We start from the raw sequence: 22,983 nt of genomic DNA, 5'->3' as shown, positions 1-22,983 counted from the left end.
TGGCTTGGGTTTGGGTTGTTCAAATGCCGCATAGCGCTCATCACATTCGCGATACCAAGTGTCCTAGCTTACTAAAATGTAAGCTCTGCCTCAAGTGTACTTTGTTTCAAACACACTTTCAACCTAATATCGAAAGCGATTGCAAAATGTCACAGATTGTTCAATCATTACGAGTCTATTCGACAAATAAGTCTTGACGCAATTGCTCCTCACTACGTTCCCACAATTCTGGATTAAGTTGCTTAAGGAAAGAAGCTAACACTTTTTTAGACGGTGCATCCATATGCTCTACAATAATATGACGTTTCATGGACTTATCCATTTTATTTACATGATCAGCTAGAATTTTATAGCCACGTCGTTTTTCACGATTTACAACCATCTCACAGGCTGTAACCCCTGCATAATATGGCCCATTTTCTTTATGGTCTATCGTCACCCACACGAGCCAATACGGTTTCCCGCCCTCTGAATCAGCACGGTCCATTGTAAATTTAATTCCACGCTCTACGTCACTTCTTGCATGCATGGCACCAATTTCAACCGAAGCCGTCCCCTCTTCTACATCAACTATTACGGGCGATACATTCTCTAATGAAAGTGAACCGATACCAAACCCTTTATGTCCATCTGTTGGATCATTTTTTATAATGGTAAAACCCATTTTTTGTTTTGGTTTTTCTTCATTTGTCATACTTAAATATCCTCCATTCTGCTATTATAAAGGAAAGCATATCAACGCATGTTTTATCGAAACAATCACTATTTTCGCCATTGCGTATATGCCTCAAATGCAAGTAAGAAGTTTATACTTTCTTATAAACTAACTATACAACATTATTCTATAAAGGAGGCAATATTATGCCATATGTAACAGTGAAAATGCTTGAAGGTCGTACAGAGGAACAAAAACGTGCTCTTGTAAAAGAAGTAACAGAAGCAGTATCTCGCACAGTTAATGCACCTGCAGAAAATGTAACAGTTTTTATTGAAGAAATGTCTAAAAACCATTACGGCGTTGCAGGCGTTCGTTTTAGCGACAAATAATAGTAAGTTGGATAGAGCAAGCATCTTAACGCTCTATCCATTTTTTTGAAATGGTCATAAGTTAACCATCTTTTGCTGGAATAAAACCTTCTATTTCAAAAACAAGGATGTGATCTACGACATGAATAAACTGAAGATAATATTGCTCATCACTATGCTCGTCCTTGGCCTAATACTTGTATTTATCAGCCCCATTCAAAATGCGATCATTGCCCATTTAAGCCATCAATTAAATACTACTGAAATCACTGTAGAAGAGATTGAAAAGAATAATCAGGTTAATGCAGATTATGTATTTGAGGATGTACAATCGCTGTCCATAGCGGAGGTCTTAAAGGCTCAAACAAAGGCGAATAAAATGCCCATAATTGGTAGTATCGCCATACCAAGTGTTGACATGCAACTTCCGATTGTCAAAGGTGTTGGAAATGCTGCACTGGCCGTAGGGGCAGGTACCATGAAGCCAAATCAAAGCCTCGGGCAGGGAAACTATGCCTTAGCAGGACATTATTTTGAAGAAAAGGATATCTTATTTAGTCCTCTATATAAAGCAAGTATAGGAGATACAGTCTATATAACGGATTTAACGAATATTTATGAATATCAATTAGCTTCTAAGAAAGTCATTGCGGCAACAGATATTTATGTAATCGATGATATTCCAAATAAAACTGTTTTAACACTCATTACTTGTGCTGATAATGGATCAAAGCGTCTTGCCATACAAGCTGATTTTGTTCAACAATATCCATTTGATGAAGCACCTGAAGAGCTATCAGAAGCATTTTAAAAATAGGTGAAGCCCCTAAGATTTAAGAGTCTTAGGGGCTTCTTTTTAATAATTATTTAACTTCAGCGTTGCGGCGACGTAAGAAGAATAATGCACCAAGAATAAGTGCTACTCCAATCAGAGTTAGTGCTGTTTGATCGGCACCATCTGTCTGAGGTAATTTACCTTGTGCTTTTAATTGAGCTTCTAACCGTTTTGCATCCGATTTAATTTTGTTAATATCAAGTGATTCTGCAACAGCTTCCTGTTCCTCTTTAGTTAATTGACTATACTTATTCAAGAAATCCTTATAAGCATCTAGTGTATCTTTTGTAGCTTTAGTTGGATTATAAGGCGGTAAGTTTTTCCCTTGATCAATGACACCTTGAACAGAAGGTTTAGATCCCTCAGTTTTTCCAGGATTGGCCGAATTGTTTGAATCTGGATTTGGTTTGTTTGGTTCTACTGGATTCTCAGGATCTGGGTTGTTCGGATCCTCCGGTTTCTCTGGATCTGGATTTGGTTTGTTCGGATCCACTGGTTTCTCTGGATCTGGATTTGGTTTGTTCGGATCTACTGGTTTTTCTGGGTCTGGATCTGGATTTCCAGGATTAGGTGTAGGAGGTGTTACTGGTAGATTTGGCTGAATTTTAGCCTCGCATGTATTACCCACGATAACTGTACCAATAATTGTCTTACCATTCTCTCTTACAATATACTTACCTGGTTTGATAATTGAATTACTGATTGTAATTTGACCCTTACTATCTGTTATAAACTCTGTTGAACCATTATCTTCAACCTCTATACCATCTTCACCTGTAATTGTTACTTTTACGCCTACACGTGGTTGACCAAACATATTGTTAATTGTCAATGTAAAGGCTGGACAAACTGGTGCAATTGATAATGTAATTTCACAAGGAACACTCGCATAAGAAACTTCAATCTCACCTAAGTAAAGATTTTTATCATATACTTCATATTTACCCGCAGGTGTTGTTTTAGATACAAATGTTAAATTTCCATCTTTATCTTTATTCGTTGTGATTACTTTTCCAGATTTATCTTTAATAATGACATCGTTACCTGGCTTGATGATACCATTATTATCTTTGATCATTACTGTGAAGTTTTCACATTTTGGTGTTGGTTGAACGCTCTCTTTACAATCGATATTGCTTTCAAACTCATCAATTTCTTCACCATCAACTACAACTGTGTAAACCCCTGGCTCTAAATCGCTTAATTCAATTACACCGTCTTTTGTAGTTTTTGTCGCTATAATGTTACCTGTATCTTTATTTTTAACCGTTACTGAAGTACCATCAGCAACTAAATTACCATCAACATCATAGACAGTTAATTCAAACGTTTCACATTTTGGTGCTAACTGTACTTCACTCTGACAATTATCATTGTGATACGTAACATTTACTTCCCCTAAATATTGGATACCCTCATATAGCTTATATTTTCCTGCTGGAGTTGTTTGATCAATGATGAATTGACCATCACTATTTGTTGTGCCAGTAGCTATAACAGTATTACTTAGATCTTTAAGTGTAACTGTTACATTTGGACGTGGATTTCCATTCTCATTTTTCACGGTAATTGTAAAGTTAGGACAAGAATTTGTAGGTTGGATAGTATCTTGACATTCTCCCGTACCATACTTCACGGTAACAGTACCTAATGGGATATCATTTTCATCCACTACTGTATACACGCCTGCTTGGACTTCTTTACCACCTGTACCAGGTCGCTTAATATCTGATACTTGCCCCGCAGCATTTGTTGTACCCGTGTATTTTGCATTGCCGTTGCTATCAATTAATTTAATATTTTTATTAGCAATAGCTTTACCATCAATATCTTTCACAGTTAATGTGAATGCTGGACAGGCATTTGTAGCATCAAATTGCTCATTATTTACTAATTCAATAACTTTTGTAGCATTTTTAGCCAATGCAGTGTCAGTATCTTCATTTAATTTAATTGGATAGTCTGACATAAGATCATAGCCTAATTTTGCTTCTTTTTCTTTAAGAATATAGTTTGCGTAGTTAACATTTTCAAATACTACATTACCATCTTGATCTGAAATCGCTGTTGCTACAACATAAGGTGATCCCTTCACCATTTTAACTAATTCAAATTCTATATCTGATAATGGTTTTTTAACACCCGTCAAAGTGTTTAAGCCTACCTTATTAAATTTCAAATTTCCTTTTGTTAACGAGAAGTCTGCATCTGATGCACTAAAGCTAAAGCTACCACTGTATTTCGCTTCTTGCTCTTGGTTGTCAGCAGTTGCAAAACCAAAATTTATTTTTGCGTCATTGCTAAAAGCGTCATTTTTTTTACCAAGTACAAGAGTTTGATATTGAATTTGATAGCTTTCTTTATTTAATACTCCAAAATCAATTTCAAATCCGCCACTTGCTGTAAATGTAACAGTAAATCCTAAAGAAGCAGGTGTTGACCAACTTCCACCAGAAGAGATGCCTGTATCCTTATTCACAGCATTTTTTCTTACTTGAATTGACTCTTTTAACAGCATTTGATTCCCTGATGGTACATCCTCAACTTTGACTTCGCCTAATGTAGATAATGAACGATTGACATTTAGCATCCACGTTAAACGCTCAGTAGTAGAGTTACTACCAGGAGCTGTTGTAGTCTGATTGCTGTTAAAACTTGGATTACCTTTTTCAATTAATTTATTCGCATAGTTTACAGGAACAGGTGTTGCAGGTAGATTGTAAACTTTCGGACTTCCACTTACATTTGTCGTAAAGGTTGCCGTGTTTGTATATAATTTGTTCTTGTCTGCTTTGTTACTAGACTCAATACCAATGATATTGTCAGAGTCCCTAGTTTGGTATTTAACAATATATACTTTGTTATTCGCAACCCCTAAATTATTAGCTAAAGTAAGTGTAAAGCTTTTATTATCAGTCGGAATATCTAATGAATATAAGCTATCTGGTAAATCTGCTCCTTCAGTACCATTTTCATCATTATCTGTAGTATTCAATGTAAATTCTTTTACCTTAAATGTACCTGGTACAATTACATGCCCTTCACCAATTATATCTTGAAGCACTGCATTGTTAATGTTTTGCTTATTAATATTGACTTTAATATCCCAGTTAAACACTTGATCAACATAGTCATACTTACCTTGTTTACGGCCGTTGTTAACTGAGTTTGATTCAGGTTTGTAGTGAGCTAATTTCTCAACACTATACGGTTTATCTGTTGTCCAGCTAGCATTTGCTTTATTGCCATAGCCTTGCTCATGAACAGAACCATCTGGCAAAATTTCATAGGCCGTTTTATAAGTGATTGTTGCTGTTTGTCCCTTCGCCACTGTACCATCAGTTAATGTAAAGCCATTGGCATCAATAGAAATAGTCTGCCCTGTCATATTCGATACAGTAATATCAGAGTCATTTATTACACTGTCATTATTCGCATCCACTAGTGTATGCGGTGCATTGTGAGATCCCTCTGTAAATGTATCGGCAATTGTTAAACCTGTAATATCTTTTCCTTCAGCAGTATCATTATCTGCCTTTACAGTAATTGTCCATGTGATTTCTTTTTTATTTGTATCTACTGTACGGGATTTTGTTAAGATTCCTTCTGTCAAGGTATGTGTAGCAGTTTTCGCTTGTGCTCCAGAACCGCTAATGACCGAGTTTGTCATCATTATTGTTTTATTATTACTATAGAAATCATTTGGCAATTTTGCATCATATGTGATGCGATATGCTTTTGTAATAGGATCGTTAAATTCTAATCTAAAGCCATCTGTACGCCCATTATTTATAATAGGATTTACTTGATATTCTGTCGCATCAATTTCTGTACCTGCTCCAGTAGCCGTACCTGTATCATTCACTGTCATTGCATATACTTTAATCGTATTTGTATCAATGACATGACCTGTTGGTAGCGTATCTTCTATCCAAGCATCTGCTTGGTCAATCGCTGCTTGATTATAGTTGTAACGAACTTCCCATGAAGATATATAGTTATTGCTTGTTTTTGTGCCATCTAAACTTTTTTCTAATGCCTTGCCATACGTAGTTGATGCTTTTTTAGTATCTGAATCTTCGTAGGTAGGATCAGTTAATTTAATTGAATTTGAAAATTCTTTTGTTCCCTCTTGCTGAGCAATTGGTAAATTCACTTTCGTTTGATATTTAATTTTATATGCATTTCTACCATCTAGTACAATATTCTCGAAATTTTGGTTTAATTGTGTTCCTGTAGCTGTTGCTGCTACACCATTTAATCCCACTTCATATGTCTCGACTGTAACAGAATTTGGCACGAGTATATGACCTGGACCCGGTGTATCCATAATTGTTGCATTAGTTAAATTTTTACCTGCTTTATTAACCCATACTTCCCAATCAATCATACGTTCACCGTTTATAACGGTTACTTCTCCAGATTTTTTGGTTACCATTTTTTCATTGCTAGTAGATGGAAGAAATGTCAGTTTAACAATATCTGTTCCACCACCAGCTAAAGGTATTTCTAAGTCCTGTTCTACATTATTGCTAAGCAGATTAAAACCAGAAGTAAAGTTCATTTCAAATCCAACATTATTAGAGCCTGCAATATCCGCAGATGGATCTTCAGTTATTGTGACTGTTACCTGATTTCCACTAGTATGCCAATCAAATGCGGGTGAAATAGGGGTTGCAGATTTTTGTCCATTAAATGCACCATTAAAATCTATTAATGAGGCTGGTAATGAGTAGGTGAAAAAGTCTCCAGCCTTCACATCACCTGGCAAATCAACCTTGAAAATAAATTTACCATTTGCTTGTTGATTTTGCGCTAACTCCATTGTAAATGCTGGTGGTACTACATCAGTACCATTAATTTTTAATTCAAAAACATCTAATTTTACTGAGCTAGTTAAATCTGTAGGAGGCAATGCAGATGCCTCTAATGGCTCTATTAATGGCTTAGTTTGATTACCTGGAACCATTCCATTATCTTTATCACCAATTGAGATACCTGTATCTTCTCCACCATCACCAATATCATTTCCAGTTTCTTCTTCAGGAGTAGCTGGTGATGTTCCTGATGATTCACCTCCAGAACTAGTTCCTGCATCTTCATCAGATGTAGCTGGTGGTGTTACTGGAAGCTCGCCCTCTAAATTAGTTCCAACATCTTGGCTAGACTCATTTGAAGGAGTAACAGGAGGTTGACTCTCGTCGGCAAACACTGAAATTGGTGAAAGTACTGTTTGAAATACAAGTAGCAATATAATAATCGCTATGTTTAATTTTTTCATGTTTCTCTCCTTTTTTAGTTAGAGAGCTAACTGATACTGTTTGCTACAAAGATTGATCCTTTCGTGTTTAGGAAAGGAATGAACAAACAATAGGTCACTCTCTCTTTCCTTTAATTTTTATGGAAACATCGCAAATAAAATTCAATCATTATCTTAATATAGGTCATTAGAATTATTCACGAATTTCCCAACACTTCTTCAAGGTACTTTTGTATGAAAGCAATCAATGTGCACCACCTCCATTTCAAAATTATTGATTAATTATATCTAATTCAACTTAACAGTTTCTAAACAATTATCTAAAAATAATAAAGCAGTAAACAACATCCTACTGGAATGTGTTTACTGCTTTATTATTTTTAAAATTTATATTTTATTTATTGTCTTTCCTTAATAGCATTAATATTTGTTTTTTTACAGTTGAGTTTGTTGAATCGTCCTCTAAGAAATCTAATGGGAAATAGATTTTATGATCTCGTTTCATACGCCCTGAGATGGCATCCACAATAATGGACTCACGTGAAAGCTCCCGTAGCTCACCATTTTTCATTTCTAAAAAAATTGGGACACGCACTTCTTCCTCTCCTGGTCTGTAAAAATCATATGGTAGATCTGCCGTTGTATCATGTACAAGATAATATTCGGGGTCTAATCCAGCCTTTTTGAAAAGCTCTTGAAGTTTTTGATATTTATTGAGCTCTACTCCAGGGTCTAAATCAATGTATTGAAATAGCTTACGATTCACAAAGCGGCGGCTTAAATCACTTAGAATTGCATCCTCCTCTTGCATCCATAACTGAAAATATGTAAAAAGTATACTCTCGTCTAACGCAAGATAATCCTCTAATGTAATAACATTTCGGAAAAATGCTAGGAAATGAGTAGGCTCATGCTTAAATGTATAGCCCTCTAAGCTTAATTGTTTTACTCTTTTTAATATATTATTTAAAATTACCTCTGCACTTCGTGAAACAGGATGGAAATAAATTTGTAAGTACATTTGATAGCGACTCATTATATAGTCTTCCACCGCATGCATGCCTGTTGCTTTAATTACTACTTGGTTTTTTCTTGGACGCATTACTCTTAAAATCCGCTCCATATCAAAATGACCGTAGCTTACACCTGTAAAATAAGCATCACGTTGTAAGTAATCCATACGATCTGCATCAATTTGGCTCGAAATTAAACTAATTACTTGCTTATTTGGATATGTCTTTTCAATTACTTGGGATACCTTTTCAGGAAAATCAGCTGCCACTTTTTTTAAGATCGCATTTACTTCCGTATCTCCCAACAAAATTTGCCTTGTAAAATATTCATGATCAAGCTCAAATACATTTTCAAAGGCATGGGAAAATGGGCCATGACCTAAATCATGTAAAAGGGCTGCACATAACACTAATAATCTTTCACTTTCATCCCAATCTGGACGCCCTACAAAGATATCATCTACTATGCGGCGTACAATTTCGTAAACCCCCAGAGAATGACTAAAGCGACTATGTTCTGCTCCATGAAATACTAAAAATGTGGTACCTAGTTGACGAATTCTACGTAAACGCTGAAATTCCCTTGTACCCACTAAATCCCATATCACTTGATCTCGAACATGTACATAACGGTGTACTGGATCTTTAAATACCTTTTCTTCTTCTAATTTAGCGTTTGCATATGTCATTTGGATAGCACCCCCATTTTGTTATAGCTCTATTATATGCGATAAATCTAGGACTAGCATACTTATTGCCATTTTTCTATAGATATTAACAACCTATTTTAATTACCTTTAACATTATTTTTATATTTATATTGGTCTAATTTCTCAACATATAAAAAAGCAAAACAAAAACTATCCCCCAAGTAGAGATAGCTTTCAGTTTTACTTTTTTAATTTTGCTAAAACCTTTTCCATTAGTTCATCTTCTGTTAATGCAGCAACAGGTCGGCTATTTACAAAGGTAAATGTCTTTTTGCGTCCTGGACCACAGTAAGAATGACAGCCAATTTCGATGGTTGCATCAGGATCGATTTCCTTTAATTTTGGAATTAACGTCTTTAAGTTAACGGCCTGACATTCATCGCAAACTTTAAATTCGTTTGCCATTTTGTCAACAACCCTTTCTATATAGTATTTTTCAAACATAATTTCGCTCTATTGCACACATGACCTTCACATATTTAAGTATGCAGCATGTGCACAAACCTACATCGGGTATTGTATCGTACTTTTCCCCTTCTATTCAAGCATAATTCCTTCTACATAGATGAATAAAAGGTTAAAAGATTGGTCATGCTAGTCTTAAATAACAAGTTCCAGATAAAGGTGGGAGGATTTTAATATGAGTAAAGTAAGACAAGATGCTTGGTTAAAAGAAAACGATGAATTACTAGCAGAGGCTGTAATCCGTCATGTAACAGAAGGAAGCACACAGCTTAATGCCTTTGAAGAAGCGGGCGATGCATTAAATCGTACTGCGGCAGCTTGTGGTTTTCGTTGGAATGCCGTTGTTCGTAAAGAATACGAGGAACAATTAGCAGAAGCTAAAAAGGAAAGAAAAGAGAGAATGCGAGTGTTGGGAGCGCCAGCAAGACGCCGTGCTTCTAGTATGTTTACCGTAAATAATAGTGCTGCAGAAGGAAAATCAATTCCGCTATCTGCCCTTTCTCTTGATATTGTCATAGCTTATTTACTACGTTTACAGCATTCTGGTGAAGTAGGAAATGAATCTTCAAAATGGCGACAACTTGTACATGTAACATCTGAGAAAAATAAAAAACTAGAGAAAACCATTACAAAACTAGAAGAGGAAAATCGAGCGATTCGCAAAGATTACGAGCAATTTGTTCAAATTATGAATCGTGCTAGACGTCTTGTTACGCTTGATGAAGAGGAAGAGCGAATTGCACCTGTTTTTAAAATGGAGAAGAACGGAAATCTTGTAACTAGCAGTTCTATTTATCAACCAGAAAATGGCGATGCGCTAAATTAGCCGCATCGCTTTTTCTGTTTCATATAATCAACCAACTTACTTACGTTCAAGCATTTTGGTGTTGCGCTCAAAAACACGCTGTAAATAAAAACCATACAACGTTAATTCTTCATCGTAAAAGGACTGTGGACGTACTTCCTCGGCCAACTGATTAAGTAGTTGCTGTAGACGAATAACGACCGCTTCTACCGTTAAATTGGGGTCTACAAGCTCCGCTAGCGAAGCCATGACTTCAGGCACGATTTGAGGGTAAGCGAATTTTGTTTCCTCTTGTTGCAAGCTTTCTTCATAAAAGTCACGGATAAGTGCCGCGCGTTGCGAGCCACTTCCCTCAATACATAAATAAATTTGCACTGCCACCCCTTGACGCAGGCGTCTTTGTGAAATACCAGCAAATTTTTTCCCATCAATACTTAAATCATAAGAACCTGGGCAATAAGAGCCCACTATTTCATAAGCCTCAATTTTTTCAGCTATTTCTGGGAACAACCCCTTCACAAGTTCCACCATCACATCATAGCCATCATTTATACTGAGCGACTCTTTTTGTTCAGACAATACAATGGATATATTAAGAACCCCTTCATCTAGCACAACCGCTAGTCCACCAGAATTACGAACAATAGGATGATAGCCTCTAGATTCTAGTAATTCCATACCTTGCTGAACATAAGGTAAACGATGGTCTTGAATACCTAGCACAACAGATGCCTCATGAACCCATGTACGAATTGTTGGCGGAGACATCAATTGGCCAACTAATTGGCACAATGTATCGTCTGTCGCAAAAGATTCAAGCGGTGATCTTTGCTTCGCACTAATGGATTGATCATAATAACGCCAAATTGGCTGTTGTAAAATATGTTTCATATTGGTACTCCTCTTATTACATCTCTACTCTTTAGAATACCTTATCTTTAGATGGTGTCAAATTCGTGAATTACTATCATGAACTTAGGGATTTTGTGCAAACTATGATAAACTAATTTTTGAATGGTATTCACTTATAAAGGAGTGTTTTCAATAATGAATGAAGCAGCAATTACGTTAGATGGTTGGTACGCTTTACATGATTTCCGCTCAATTGATTGGGCATCTTGGAAGCTTGTTTCTGCTGAGGAACGTCAAGCAGCAGTAGAGGAATTTATTGCTTATTTAGAAAAACTAAACGAAGCAGACGTAGCTAAAACAGGTGCTCATGCTTTCTATGCAATCGTTGGTCAAAAAGCTGACTTTATGATTATGACATTGCGTGAAACAATGGATGAGTTACAAGAGCTTGAAGCAGAATTCAATAAATTAGCTATTGCAGATTTTACAATTCCTACATATTCTTATGTATCTGTTGTAGAGCTTTCAAACTATTTAGCTGGCGAGTCAAATGAAGACCCTTACCAAAATCCACATGTACGTGCACGTCTATATCCTGAACTTCCACGTGCTAAATATGTATGCTTCTATCCAATGGACAAACGCCGTCAAGGGAATGACAACTGGTACATGCTATCAATGGACGAGCGTAAATCATTAATGCGTTCACATGGAATGATTGGTCGCGGCTATGCTGGTAAAGTAAAACAAATTATCACTGGCTCTGTAGGCTTCGATGATCACGAATGGGGCGTAACTTTATTTGCTGATGACGTACTGCAATTCAAAAAATTAGTATATGAAATGCGCTTTGACGAAGTGTCAGCACGCTATGGCGAATTCGGGGAATTTTTCGTCGGAAACCTTCTTGATCAAGATAAATTGGTTAAATTCTTAACTGTTTAATATCTAATTAAAAATGCGAGTCCGTCAATATGGACTCGCATTTTTAAATTTCGTTTTCTTCTGCATTCTCGGATTCGAATATTAAAATTATAATATGGATAAAAATCCCGGTTAGAATCATAAGAAAAACTAAATACCAATTATATGGTTGATGATAATATTCTGCTATTCCAACTGCCAGAAAAGCGCTGATGATAATCGCTACAAACATACTAAAAACACGCATGGAAACGCTCCTTCATAAAAGCAAAAATAAAGTCATTTTTAGTATGTCACGCTATATTTTTAATATACTTACTAGGCAACATTAATTATGTCTTATTGAAATAGCAGCTAAAACAAGTATTCATCGCCTATTAAGGTAAAGGCATTTTTCCTGATGCTCTGCTTTCCACACTAGCAAATTTAGAGTCACAATATAAAAAAGTGCCATCTTTTAGCGATGACACTTTCTTAACCCCAACACGTTTCTTCTACATCCTTCATTAAGAGCTCTCGTTCTTTACTTTTAAAATTAAGATAACCGTTTGAATAAAAAAACCAATCACTATAATGACAATAAAGAGATACCAATGGAGCGGCTGTCCATAAAACTCCCCTAATAGAAAAGCCAGTACTGCACTTAATAAGATCCCAAACCAAACGCCAATTTCCATAAGCCATCACCTCACATGTATTAGATACACATGCAATTCATTGATCTCACGTTCCCCTAAATCTATTTTTTTCTATTTACCCTTTTTGCTATAAAAACTATCGGGCCTTGCAGGATTCGATGTATTTTCTACGTACTTGTCGTTATTACTACTATATGCATAGTAACTTTAATATGTGATTGTCTTTCTTAACAAAATTGAACATGACTACTATACCTTCATGCATATACTGTCTGCGAGGAGGTATGAAAATCGCTGTTATTAAGACGAATGATGCGCAGACAGCCCTACTCGCAAGACTAATGCGTGCCGAAGCAGAAGGCGAAGGAGAGTTAGGCATGCTGATGGTTGGGAATGTTGGCGTTAATCGTGTAAGAGGTGATTGTTTAGATTTTGGTGATATTCGAACGATTGAACAAATGGTTTATCAGCGTCCGGGAGGCTTTGAGGCAACACAAAAGGGTTATTTTTATCAACGAGCACGTGATCAAGATATTCGGTTAGCTAAAAGGGTGATTCAGGGTGAAAGATTTCATCCAGCTACCCGCTCTTTGTGGTTTTTCATGCCAGCAGGTGATTGTCCTGCACAATGGTATGGTCAATGGAATACTGGCAGGTTCAAATCCCATTGTTTTTTCTCGCCAACTGAACAAGATTGTCCTCAAATTTAAAAAGAAAGTAGGTTGATAATTGATGATGCCTTATTATTGGACACCAACAACGCAACAACAAATGACTCCTCCTCCAGTCACACTTCCGAGCGGACGACCACCTGGCCGTGAGGAGTCCTATATAGAAAATATTTTACGTTTGAACCGTGGAAAACCAGCTACCTTCCATTTTTCTTTTGAGCACGCAGTAGAGCAGGGAAAAAACACAAAAACTGTTCGTGGTGTGGTAGAAGCAGCTGGTCGAGATCATGTCATTATTCGTGAACTCAAGTCTAATCATCGTTTCCTTTTCCCTATGATTTATTTCGATTTTGCAGAGTATGATGAGGAAATGGCTTACTTTAATCAAAATCCATAATTCTATCTCTAAGTAAAAATCCGCAATACACTCACTGACCAAAAGTCGTTGGGCGTATGCGGATTTTTATCATTCGCTATGTTCAATTTTCTTTTAAATACGTTAAGGTTGCTTTACCTAAGGTTTTTGCTGCAATTAGCATGGCACGTTCATCAAAATCAAAGCGTGCATGATGATGCGGATAGGCCGTTTCCCATTCTGGCTTTTTAGCTCCTGTGAAGAAAAATGTGCCTGGTACTTTTTCTAAATAATACGCAAAATCTTCCCCAATCATAAATGGCGGACATGTTATTACTTGATCTACCCCTGGTACAGTCGACGCCAATTGTGCCAAAAACTCAGTTTCTCTCTGATGGTTATACACAGGTGGATAATCCCTTGTGTAACGATATTCGTAACTTGCCCCAAATGCCAGACAAGTCGCATTTAATATTGCTTCTAGCTCTTGTTCCATTTGTATGCGTACTTCTTCTTCAAATGTACGAATTGTCCCCGCTAAAACTACCCGATCAGCTATAACGTTAAACGGATTAATTGCCTCAAAATGACCGATTGTTAAAACAGCTGATTTCAATGGGTCAATCCTTCTTGAAACAAGCTGTTGAGCATTGACGACAAATTGAGAGGCTAGGGTAACAGCATCAATAGAATGATGAGGCTCTGCGCCATGACCACCCTTTCCTTGAACCGTTATTTCTACTTTATCCGCGGCAGCCATGATGGCTCCATCTTTCACTAATATTTCTCCTAATGGTGTAGGTGCCCATAAATGTGTACCAAAAATAACATCTACACCTTCTAAACAACCATCCTCAATCATCGGCTTAGCTCCACCTGGCGCCACTTCCTCTGCATGCTGATGAATGAATACGACATTGCCCTCAATTTGGTCCCTCATTGCATTCAATGCCTTAGCTAGCCCAAGCAATGTAGCTGTATGTCCATCATGTCCACATGCATGCATTTTTCCAGCTATTTTAGATTTGTAAGGTACATCATTTTCTTCTTGTATCGCTAATGCATCAAAGTCAGCTCGTAATGCCACCGTTTTGCCCGGCTTACCGCCACGTAGTATCGCTACGACGCCACGTCCTCCCACTCCTTCTCGAACCACATGCCCCAATTCTCTATGAAAAGTAGCTATATAGGATGGCGTTTCGACTTCTTCAAAGGATAATTCAGGGTATTCATGTAAATAGCGACGAATCCCTACCATCTCATTATAGTTAGCATCCAGTAATGTAAATAGTTTTTCCATACTATGTAACCTCACTTTTGGTATTTTCGAAATATTGCAAGTAATATTAGTAGTGTACTATAAATTCTTACAAAATGGATAGGGATTTAAATCCCTATCTTTGAAAGATGACTGATAACAAAGAAAAACCCTCCTACAAATAATGTAAGAGAGTCAACTTAAAATTAACGAGCATGCTTGAGAGCAGTTAAAATAATAAGTAGCCATCCAGCTAAAAATAGTACGCCACCAATTGGTGTAATAGCCCCTAATACTTTAATACCACTTATTGCAAGAACATATAAGCTCCCAGAAAAGAAAACAATACCAAGGTTAAAGAAAATACCTGCTAGATTTAATTGTTTCACTTCACCTAATAGTTTAGAGCTCATTAACAGACCAATGAATAGTAATCCTGTAGCGTGGAACATTTGATATTGAACAGCCGTTTCCCAAATACCTCGACTGTATTCATCTAAAATTTCCTTTAAAGCATGTGCACCAAATGCACCCAATGCTACTGCTAATAGGCCATGAAGAGCACCAGTCACGATAAATCTTTTCATTTTCATTACCCTACCTTTAAAATGGATTAAAAATCAAAAATGGAATCTCCATTTGCCCCATCTTCTTCAATCTTTGCTGTATATAAAGTGGATGGTTTTGACTCTGACACAAGCATTTGCGGTACATGCTTATGAGGAGTGATTGATGGTGCATCACTTGAAGAATCTAAAACCACATCACATAATGCTCGAATGGCTGTAAGCGTCTCACGAATTTGCTGATCATTCCCCGCATTTTTTGCGTTAGATAATTGTTTTTCAAGTTGCTGTATAACGGCTTGATAAGAAATCATTACATTCTCCCACTTTCTACTTTTGGTACGAATTTTAAACAATCCACACCCGAGGATTGCTTCACAACAACGGATGGTATTTGCTTTGTTTTAAAGCCATAAGCTGCACATGCTCGTGGGTTTTGAGGGTCCCAGGTTACTTTAAAAAATTGACACTTAAAACAATTCACCTTCATCAATGTCCCTCACTTTCTTCTATATTAAATGTAACATGATTGCTAAAGCGTATAAAGCAAACGATTTGTGCCAATCTATTCTAAACACCAATCAATCGGCTGCTTGCCCCACTCCACTAATTGTTGATTAATCTTTGAATAAGGTTTACTGCCAAAGAATCCTCGATAAGCACTTAAGGGACTTGGGTGTGGCGCTTCCAGTATGACATGAGGTGTTTTATATTTTCGGATTAATTGCTTTTTGCGTTGCGCTGGTTTACCCCACAATACAAAAATTAGTGGTTCTTCCCTTGCAGCTAATAGATCGATAACAGCATCGGTAAATTGCTCCCATCCTTGTTCTTTATGGGAGTTCGCTTGTCCTGCTCGAACCGTAAGCACCGTATTTAATAGCATAACACCCTGTTCAGCCCACTTTGTTAGCGTTCCATTTTGAGGAATTGGACAGCCTAAATCATCCTGTAGCTCTTGAAACATATTCCGTAAGCTAGGAGGATGTGGAATACCTGGTTTAACAGAAAAGCTTAGCCCATGCGCTTGATTAGGCCCATGATAAGGGTCTTGTCCCAAAATAACAACCTTCACATCATGATATGCTGTTGTATAGAATGCGTTCATCACATCATTCATTGGTGGATAAATAGTTTGTGTCGAATATTCATTTGCGACAAATTGACGTAGGTGTTGATAATATGGTTTTTCTAATTCTTCTTTGAGTACTGCTTGCCAATCATTCGGGAATACTTGTTTCATCGTTCTTTAAGCCCCTTTCTCTTCTTACAACGGTACAAAAAATTAAAGATGAATTCAAGCTTCAGTTGAAACTGACCATATAAAAATATAGTATTCTGGCTATTTTTATAGAATCAGAATCGGACTATACTAGATGTTAATTTTATAACTCTTAACGATAAAGGAGATCCTTTACATGACTCTAAAAAAAACATTAACAATTGCTGGTTCAGATACATCAGGCGGTGCAGGAATGCAAGCTGACCTTAAAACATTCCAAGAGCACGGTACATATGGTATGGTGGCATTAACAGTTGTCGTAACAATGGACCCTAATGGCTGGACACATAACGTCACGCCTTTGCCAACTGATTTACTACAAAAACAAATTGACACAGCACTTTCCACAGGAATTGATGCCATTAAGACAGGAATGCTCTCAACAGAAGAAATTATTCGTATTGCTGGAAAGGCTATAGCAAATTCAGGGACTTCAAATGTTGTCATCGACCCTGTTATGGTATGTAAAGGGGACGATGAAGTACTGAATCCCGGTAACACAGATGCCATGATTCAGCATCTTTTACCACTAGCAGCGGTAACAACACCAAACCTTTTTGAAGCTGGACAATTAGCTGGCACAGGTACACCAAAAAACATTGACGACATGAAGATTGCCGCTCGTAAAATCCATGAACTAGGAGCTAAAGCTGTTGTCATTAAAGGTGGAAAAGCACTGGCTACTGAAAAAGCAACAGACTTATTCTTTGATGGTGAAACATTCTACTTATTAGAATCTGAAAAAGTCGCATCTACAAATAACCACGGTGCAGGCTGTACATTTGCTGCTTCTGTGACAGCCAATCTTGCAAATGGTCTTACTATTAAAGATTCTGTCATTGAAGCAAAAGAGTTTGTATCCGCAGCTATTGCACATGGCTGGGCGTTAAATGAATATGTAGGTCCTGTCATGCATGGAGCGAAATCTCGCTTTGGTGCTCCACACGTAACAGTAACAGAGATATAAGGATGAAAGGGATGTCTCAAAGTCATTTGAGACATCCCTCTTTTTTTACATATAATTCTCCATCATTTCTAGCCGATAATCCCATGGATCATTCATAGATATAAATTGTGCTAATGCTTTACTTTCCTTTTTACGTTCAGCACGCGCCTTCGCTCGTTCTGAAGCTGTTTCATGCAATTTTGTCTCTTCTACTGTTTCAGGAATTACTCGTGGGACCAGTGCTGGTTTGTTATTTTCATCCAATGCCACGAAAGTTAATAATGCAGTCGCTGCCACCTTCCTCTCCCCAGTTTTCAAGTTTTCAGAAATAACTTTGACAAAAACCTCCATAGAGGATCTTCCCGTCCAAGTTACATAGGATTCGAAATAAACCGAATCTGTTGGGCGAATGGGATGTAGGAAATCGACTGAATCAGTTGAGGCTGTAACACAATCTCTTCTGCTATGCTTTGCAGCTGAAATGGAAGCAACTTGATCAATATCGCTCATCAACCGTCCGCCAAATAATGTATTATGATTATTCACATCGTTTGGAAATACACGACTTGTACGCATCACTCTTGATTCCTTACAATATTTAAAGTCCTTATTCACACCTATTCCCCCTCTAAACGTCTTGTTTATTCCTACTATAATGCTATATTTAAATGGAAAAATCAATATAATTATTAGAAAATTACAAACATTAAACAATTCGTTAATGATGAGTATTTATCCAATAAAGATTAAAATAGGACAAGATACCTTAATGCCTCATACCCCATATATTAGCTGTATGGGAGGGGAAAAAATGAAAAAAAACAAGGTAGAAGACTTAACGGAAGAATCAGGTTTACTAGCTGGAGAAATCACCTCTTCAAAAGTTGAAGTAATTGCCTCCATCATATTAACACTTGGTTATTCATTATCCACCCTTGCCACAATATTAGCTCTGCAGGAGGAGGAAGAATTGGCACAAGCCAAAACCACTGAAACCCAAGATCAAAACCTTTATTTGAAGCAAATGTTTAAACAATTACAAAATGTTAATAATCGTTTAGATACAATTGAACGAAAACTTAATCGATACTAACAAATACATAGCCTACACGAATGTACAAAAAAACCGCGACTCCCTGTCATAAAAGAGAGTCGCGGTTTTTATTATACTATGATAATGAGCTTCATTTTTCTTCCCTTTTTCACAGCTACCTTGCATAACCTGTTCAAGGAACGTCATCTATTGTACCAAGATAGAATTCATTATTTCTGAAATAATACTACCTTTAACAGGTGGAGCTGTCTAACACACACGAAATTAGGAAGAAGTCATGGTTGCAATATCTTTTCAGATGTGAAAACGGATACAATGTGAAACGACACAGTTTGTACATATTTATTTTCACACTCCCTATATTGATACATTACAATAATTTTTTCAAGAATATTGCTTAAGAACTTGTCATAGATTTAGAGATGGTGATTTATTTCCTTGGATGCTAGGATTCATTTTCACACTCTCAAATAAATTTGGACCAAAATGCGGTAAGGTTTATAAATATAAATCATCACTTTTTTTATCAAAGCAATCAATTTCCCTTTGCGAATTTTTTTTACTATACTTAAAGGAGAAATGATCGAGAGGAGTGTTAAGATGCAAGAAGTACAAGTAGAGACGTTGCAAAAATTGCTGAATTCTTTCGCCAACAAAGACGTTTATATTCATCTTGAGACGACAAACGGATCTTATGCAGCACACTATGATGAACAGTTTTTTAATGCAGGTGCTTTTATTCGCAATGCTAAAATTAACTATGAGCTTGCTAAGGTTGTAGATAATGCACCTCATCGTGTGGGTTTAAAATTACCTCATGGCTGGGTTTATGCTCAAGGCATTACACATTTTGAATTAGATGATTTAGGCCGTTTATTAATGGCTGGACTAGACTACTCTGGAAAATTGGCGATTGCGCTTGAAATTAGTGAAACGCCATTTACTTACTAAGGGGGACGACTATTTGAATTTACAACCACAACGTCATATTTTAATTGTGTACCCTCACCCAGATGACGAGGCTTTCTCAGTTGCGGGGACCATTGCCTACTATACGAAGAAAATGAATACACCTGTTACATATGCCTGTTTAACATTAGGCGAAATGGGACGTAATTTAGGTAATCCACCCTTTGCTACACGCGAGTCTTTACCTGAAATCCGTCGTAAGGAATTGGTTGCAGCAGCAGAGGCAATGGGTATTCAAGATTTACGTATGCTTGGTCTACGGGATAAAACAATTGAATTTGAAGATGATGAGAAAATGGTAAAACTAGTGGAAGGGCTAATTGAAGAACTAATGCCTTCTTTAATTTTCACATTCTTACCTGGCTTTGCTGTCCACCCAGACCATGAAGCAACAGCACGTGCTGTTGTTGAAGCTGTACGTCGTATGCCAAAGGCTGCTCGTCCACAAATATTCGGTTGTGCCTTCGCCAATGATACGATTGAAAAAAATGGTGAACCACATGTGGTCCATGATATTCATGAAATGCGAATGGACAAATTAAAAGCATTACAAGCCCATGCATCTCAGACTGGTTGGATGATGCAGGAGACTGAAAAACGTATTGATGACGGGGAACCAATGAGCGAGAGTTGGCTTAATGTTGAAAAATTCTATATTGTTGATCCAGATAAATATGTAAAATAAATAAAAGTACTGTTCTCATTTTTGGAGAACAGTACTTTTTAATTAAGCAGCTCTTACTCTCTTCATCATATGCACAATAATTGTAATAGAAAAAGCAATCACTAAGAAAAGGAAGAATAAATAATGAGGGATGTGGATATTGAAAACACTCACTAACATTTTTAAGCCGATGACGCCTATAATAATGAAGGCTGTTGCTTCAAGCTCTGGTATTTTTTCAATGATGATTAAAAAAACACCTGCAATCGTCCTCATCATTAATATTCCTAACATCCCTCCGATTAAAAGCACCCAGACTTGATCTGATATCGCAAAGGCGGCAAAGATTGAGTCAATTGAAAAAGCAATATCCATTAGCTCAACAGAAATGACAGTTGCCCAAAACGTGCCGAAAAGACGCACCATCCATCCTGACCTTTTTACCTCTTTTACACTATCCTCATTCCCTATGTGAAGGAAATGAGCAACACAAAGCCAACCTAAATACAAAGCACCTAATACTTTAATAAACCAAAATTCTACTAGATAAACACCTATGCCAATAAATAAAAATCTAAAAAAATAGGCACCTAGCATACCATACATTAATGCCCGCTTGCGCTGTTTATCTGGTAAATGTTTCACTAGTACTGCTAATACCAATGCATTATCTGCCGACAGCAAACCTTCTATAATAATTAATGAGGATATTAGTCCCCAGGAGACAGGGTCCATTAGTACTTCTTGCCACATCGCCAAATCAAAAAACTTCCAATATGTTGATAAAATCCCTTGAATGATTTCCACTACATACCCTCCTACTTGTCCTAAGCTAATCTAGTATATGCTTGACCATTTTTGTTATGAGAGTAGTATTTTTTAGATTTGAGACAACAGATTTTCTCCACTTAAATTGAGGTAATTCTAGGTCTGACACATTGCTTTTTTATAAAAGAATTAGCTATATCAAGATAAAACGCTTACATCTCAAAATAGACACGGAAAATTTAGAATTTACTAAAAATTAATCACAAAAAGCAAATAAAGTGTGCTATCATAGATAAATGTTTTAAACGTATAACGGAGGATGAATACTATGGAAGTTGCTGATACTAGAACCGTGCAAGTGGAGAATGTCCTGATTGCACATCATTTTTTAAAAGATGTAGTTGTGCACACACCACTACAAAAAAACGACTATTTATCCGAGAAATACGGAGCTAATATTTATATTAAACGCGAAGATTTACAGCATGTACGCTCATTCAAGCTTCGTGGTGCCTATTATAAAATTAAAAAAATCGAGGATGAAGCGCGCAATGCTGGGGTTGTCTGTGCAAGTGCAGGCAATCATGCCCAAGGTGTAGCATATGCCTGTGCCCAATTAAAAATTCAAGCAAGCATTTTTATGCCACAAACAACGCCGAAGCAAAAAATAGACCAAGTACGTATGTTTGGACGTGAATATGTGGAAATTATTTTAGCAGGAGATACATTCGATGACTCTGCTGAAAGCGCGTTGAGCTATTGTGAAGAGCATGATAAAATCTTCATTCATCCATTTGATGATTTCGATGTCATTGCTGGCCAAGGTACAGTAGCGGTAGAAATTATGAATGATATGGAGGAACCAATCGACTACGTATTCGGTAGTATTGGTGGTGGTGGCTTAATGTCAGGCGTGTCTGCCTACATTAAAAATCTCTCTCCTACTAGCAAAATTATTGGTGTGGAGCCAGCAGGTGCTGGTAGTATGAAGGTTGCCTTTGCTGAAGGTGGCGCAGTTGCCCTTGATTGGATTGATAAATTCGTTGATGGTGCTGCAGTAAAATGCGTTGGTCACCACACTTATGATGTTTGTCGTCGCTATTTAGACGATATTGTTCTGGTACCTGAAGGCAAGGTATGTACGACCATTCTAGATCTATATAATAAACATGCGATTATTGCTGAGCCTGCTGGAGCATTATCAGTAGCAGCCCTTGATTTTTATAAAGAAGAAATTAAAGGTAAGTCAGTCGTTGTCATCATCAGTGGTGGGAATAATGACATTGGAAGGATGCAGGAGATTAAAGAAAAGTCACTTATTCATGAAGGCTTACTTTACTATTTCATCGTCAGCTTCCCTCAGCGTGCCGGAGCATTACGTCAATTCCTTACTAGTGTACTTGGACCAAACGATGATATTACTACCTTTGAATATACTAAGAAAAACAATAAAGAAAGTGGCCCTGCACTAGTCGGCATTGAGCTAGGTGATCGTGCTGAATATGAAGGACTACTTGCCCGAATGGATGAATTCGGCTTCAAATACAAAGAAGTAAACAACGATATTCAACTATTTGGCTTACTCGTTTAAAATGAAGAGTCTCACTTCTCTGAAAGTGAGGCTTTTTTTATGTAATAAAGTTTATCGATCCTTTAATATCCCCAAATAAAAATTATTCAAACTAGTGCATAAGCGTTTTATATGAAGTTGAAAAAATAATATCGTCTGCGGAAAGAAACATTCTGGCAAGACGAGGGTTGACCTCCGTTCCGCCAGCGTTCAGGGGGCGTCTGATGAGCCGCTAAATCCCCTAGGAGTGAGGCTGGCTCCTCTTCAATCAACCATTTTGAAAATATGTCTTTTCATTTTCTTTCATACTAGCAGTAGAGAACAATGTGGAAAAACGATGTGTGACAACGCC

24 protein-coding genes are annotated in these 22,983 nt (G+C 37.1%); 11 read left to right on the top strand and 13 right to left on the bottom strand.

Annotation, left to right across the window (positions count from 1 at the left end):
- Window positions 1–175: 175 nt before the first annotated feature.
- A complete protein-coding gene (locus tag NP781_RS25305) occupies window positions 176–694 on the bottom strand; it encodes a YwhD family protein (RefSeq protein WP_004231517.1) in 519 nt (172 codons plus the stop codon).
- A gap of 167 nt (window positions 695–861) precedes the next feature.
- Between NP781_RS25305 and NP781_RS25300 the strand changes: the two genes are divergently transcribed.
- The gene (locus tag NP781_RS25300; RefSeq protein WP_004231516.1) at window positions 862–1,047 is read left to right on the top strand and encodes a 2-hydroxymuconate tautomerase; all 186 of its coding nucleotides are present in this window, start codon (window positions 862–864) and stop codon (window positions 1,045–1,047) included.
- 121 nt (window positions 1,048–1,168) lie between these two features.
- A complete protein-coding gene (locus tag NP781_RS25295; protein WP_257521104.1) occupies window positions 1,169–1,837 on the top strand; it encodes a class A sortase in 669 nt (222 codons plus the stop codon).
- Between the two features lie 52 nt (window positions 1,838–1,889).
- Here the strand turns inward: NP781_RS25295 and NP781_RS25585 are convergent, their stop codons facing one another.
- The 3 genes from NP781_RS25585 to NP781_RS25270 form a co-directional block, all read right to left on the bottom strand.
- Window positions 1,890–7,142 carry a collagen binding domain-containing protein gene (locus NP781_RS25585; RefSeq protein WP_263082317.1) on the bottom strand — a complete coding sequence of 1,751 codons (5,253 nt, stop codon included), beginning with the start codon at window positions 7,140–7,142 and terminating at the stop codon, window positions 1,890–1,892.
- A 373-nt stretch (window positions 7,143–7,515) separates the two neighbouring features.
- Window positions 7,516–8,823 carry an HD domain-containing protein gene (locus tag NP781_RS25275; protein ID WP_257521103.1) on the bottom strand — a complete coding sequence of 436 codons (1,308 nt, stop codon included), beginning with the start codon at window positions 8,821–8,823 and terminating at the stop codon, window positions 7,516–7,518.
- Between the two features lie 201 nt (window positions 8,824–9,024).
- A complete protein-coding gene (locus tag NP781_RS25270; protein ID WP_004227652.1) occupies window positions 9,025–9,249 on the bottom strand; it encodes a YuzB family protein in 225 nt (74 codons plus the stop codon).
- 235 nt (window positions 9,250–9,484) lie between these two features.
- On the opposite strand from NP781_RS25270, the gene NP781_RS25265 reads away from it, so the two are divergent.
- Entirely contained in the window at window positions 9,485–10,135 is a 651-nt protein-coding gene (locus tag NP781_RS25265; RefSeq protein ID WP_004227650.1) for an RsfA family transcriptional regulator, read from the top strand.
- A gap of 36 nt (window positions 10,136–10,171) precedes the next feature.
- Here the strand turns inward: NP781_RS25265 and NP781_RS25260 are convergent, their stop codons facing one another.
- Window positions 10,172–11,005: an octanoyl-[GcvH]:protein N-octanoyltransferase gene (locus NP781_RS25260; RefSeq protein WP_221679325.1), complete on the bottom strand. Its 834-nt coding sequence runs from the start codon at window positions 11,003–11,005 to the stop codon at window positions 10,172–10,174.
- Window positions 11,006–11,161: 156 nt separating this feature from the next.
- Between NP781_RS25260 and hemQ the strand changes: the two genes are divergently transcribed.
- On the top strand, window positions 11,162–11,911 hold the full coding sequence (hemQ, locus tag NP781_RS25255; protein WP_221679324.1) for a hydrogen peroxide-dependent heme synthase: 750 nt from the start codon (window positions 11,162–11,164) through the stop codon (window positions 11,909–11,911).
- Between the two features lie 485 nt (window positions 11,912–12,396).
- On the opposite strand, the gene NP781_RS25250 is transcribed toward hemQ, so the two are convergent.
- Window positions 12,397–12,567 (bottom strand): hypothetical protein, encoded by a 171-nt coding sequence (locus tag NP781_RS25250; protein WP_004227634.1) that lies wholly within the window; start codon window positions 12,565–12,567, stop codon window positions 12,397–12,399.
- A gap of 245 nt (window positions 12,568–12,812) precedes the next feature.
- Here NP781_RS25250 and NP781_RS25245 point away from each other — a divergent pair, with 245 nt between their 5' ends.
- Both NP781_RS25245 and gerQ read left to right on the top strand, forming a co-directional pair.
- On the top strand, window positions 12,813–13,238 hold the full coding sequence (locus NP781_RS25245) for a cell wall hydrolase (protein ID WP_004227631.1): 426 nt from the start codon (window positions 12,813–12,815) through the stop codon (window positions 13,236–13,238).
- A gap of 22 nt (window positions 13,239–13,260) precedes the next feature.
- On the top strand, window positions 13,261–13,596 hold the full coding sequence (gene gerQ / locus NP781_RS25240) for a spore coat protein GerQ (RefSeq protein ID WP_004227629.1): 336 nt from the start codon (window positions 13,261–13,263) through the stop codon (window positions 13,594–13,596).
- Between the two features lie 82 nt (window positions 13,597–13,678).
- Here the strand turns inward: gerQ and NP781_RS25235 are convergent, their stop codons facing one another.
- From NP781_RS25235 to NP781_RS25215, 5 genes are all read right to left on the bottom strand, one after another.
- On the bottom strand, window positions 13,679–14,854 hold the full coding sequence (locus tag NP781_RS25235) for a M20 family metallopeptidase (protein WP_257521102.1): 1,176 nt from the start codon (window positions 14,852–14,854) through the stop codon (window positions 13,679–13,681).
- Between the two features lie 164 nt (window positions 14,855–15,018).
- The gene (locus tag NP781_RS25230; protein ID WP_004227623.1) at window positions 15,019–15,399 is read right to left on the bottom strand and encodes a DUF423 domain-containing protein; all 381 of its coding nucleotides are present in this window, start codon (window positions 15,397–15,399) and stop codon (window positions 15,019–15,021) included.
- A gap of 26 nt (window positions 15,400–15,425) precedes the next feature.
- On the bottom strand, window positions 15,426–15,692 hold the full coding sequence (locus tag NP781_RS25225) for a YwdI family protein (protein WP_202342029.1): 267 nt from the start codon (window positions 15,690–15,692) through the stop codon (window positions 15,426–15,428).
- Entirely contained in the window at window positions 15,692–15,868 is a 177-nt protein-coding gene (locus NP781_RS25220) for a hypothetical protein (RefSeq protein WP_048393435.1), read from the bottom strand. The genes NP781_RS25225 and NP781_RS25220 overlap by 1 nt, the downstream gene beginning before the upstream one ends.
- Before the next feature lie 75 nt (window positions 15,869–15,943).
- On the bottom strand, window positions 15,944–16,621 hold the full coding sequence (locus NP781_RS25215) for a uracil-DNA glycosylase (protein WP_004227613.1): 678 nt from the start codon (window positions 16,619–16,621) through the stop codon (window positions 15,944–15,946).
- Window positions 16,622–16,796: 175 nt separating this feature from the next.
- Here NP781_RS25215 and thiD point away from each other — a divergent pair, with 175 nt between their 5' ends.
- The gene (thiD, locus tag NP781_RS25210) at window positions 16,797–17,627 is read left to right on the top strand and encodes a bifunctional hydroxymethylpyrimidine kinase/phosphomethylpyrimidine kinase (protein WP_202342030.1); all 831 of its coding nucleotides are present in this window, start codon (window positions 16,797–16,799) and stop codon (window positions 17,625–17,627) included.
- Between the two features lie 45 nt (window positions 17,628–17,672).
- Here the strand turns inward: thiD and NP781_RS25205 are convergent, their stop codons facing one another.
- Window positions 17,673–18,221: an acyl-CoA thioesterase gene (locus NP781_RS25205; protein ID WP_004227610.1), complete on the bottom strand. Its 549-nt coding sequence runs from the start codon at window positions 18,219–18,221 to the stop codon at window positions 17,673–17,675.
- 196 nt (window positions 18,222–18,417) lie between these two features.
- Here NP781_RS25205 and NP781_RS25200 point away from each other — a divergent pair, with 196 nt between their 5' ends.
- The 3 genes from NP781_RS25200 (at window position 18,418) to bshB2 (ending at window position 20,314) form a co-directional block, all read left to right on the top strand.
- Complete coding sequence (locus NP781_RS25200; protein ID WP_221679317.1) at window positions 18,418–18,699, top strand: hypothetical protein; 282 nt, start codon at window positions 18,418–18,420, stop codon at window positions 18,697–18,699.
- Between the two features lie 561 nt (window positions 18,700–19,260).
- Entirely contained in the window at window positions 19,261–19,611 is a 351-nt protein-coding gene (locus NP781_RS25195) for a YojF family protein (protein ID WP_004225428.1), read from the top strand.
- A gap of 13 nt (window positions 19,612–19,624) precedes the next feature.
- Complete coding sequence (gene bshB2 / locus NP781_RS25190) at window positions 19,625–20,314, top strand: bacillithiol biosynthesis deacetylase BshB2 (protein WP_221679315.1); 690 nt, start codon at window positions 19,625–19,627, stop codon at window positions 20,312–20,314.
- Window positions 20,315–20,356: 42 nt separating this feature from the next.
- On the opposite strand, the gene NP781_RS25185 is transcribed toward bshB2, so the two are convergent.
- Complete coding sequence (locus NP781_RS25185; protein ID WP_004225430.1) at window positions 20,357–21,100, bottom strand: TerC family protein; 744 nt, start codon at window positions 21,098–21,100, stop codon at window positions 20,357–20,359.
- 289 nt (window positions 21,101–21,389) lie between these two features.
- Between NP781_RS25185 and ilvA the strand changes: the two genes are divergently transcribed.
- The gene (ilvA, locus tag NP781_RS25180) at window positions 21,390–22,652 is read left to right on the top strand and encodes a threonine ammonia-lyase IlvA (protein ID WP_257521101.1); all 1,263 of its coding nucleotides are present in this window, start codon (window positions 21,390–21,392) and stop codon (window positions 22,650–22,652) included.
- The last annotated feature ends 331 nt before the right edge of the window (window positions 22,653–22,983 follow it).

This window comes from Lysinibacillus sp. FN11, from assembly GCF_024628845.1.
GTDB lineage: Bacteria > Bacillota > Bacilli > Bacillales_A > Planococcaceae > Lysinibacillus > Lysinibacillus capsici.
Note: the sequence above shows the minus strand (reverse complement) of the source record. Positions and strands in the feature narration are given on the sequence as shown.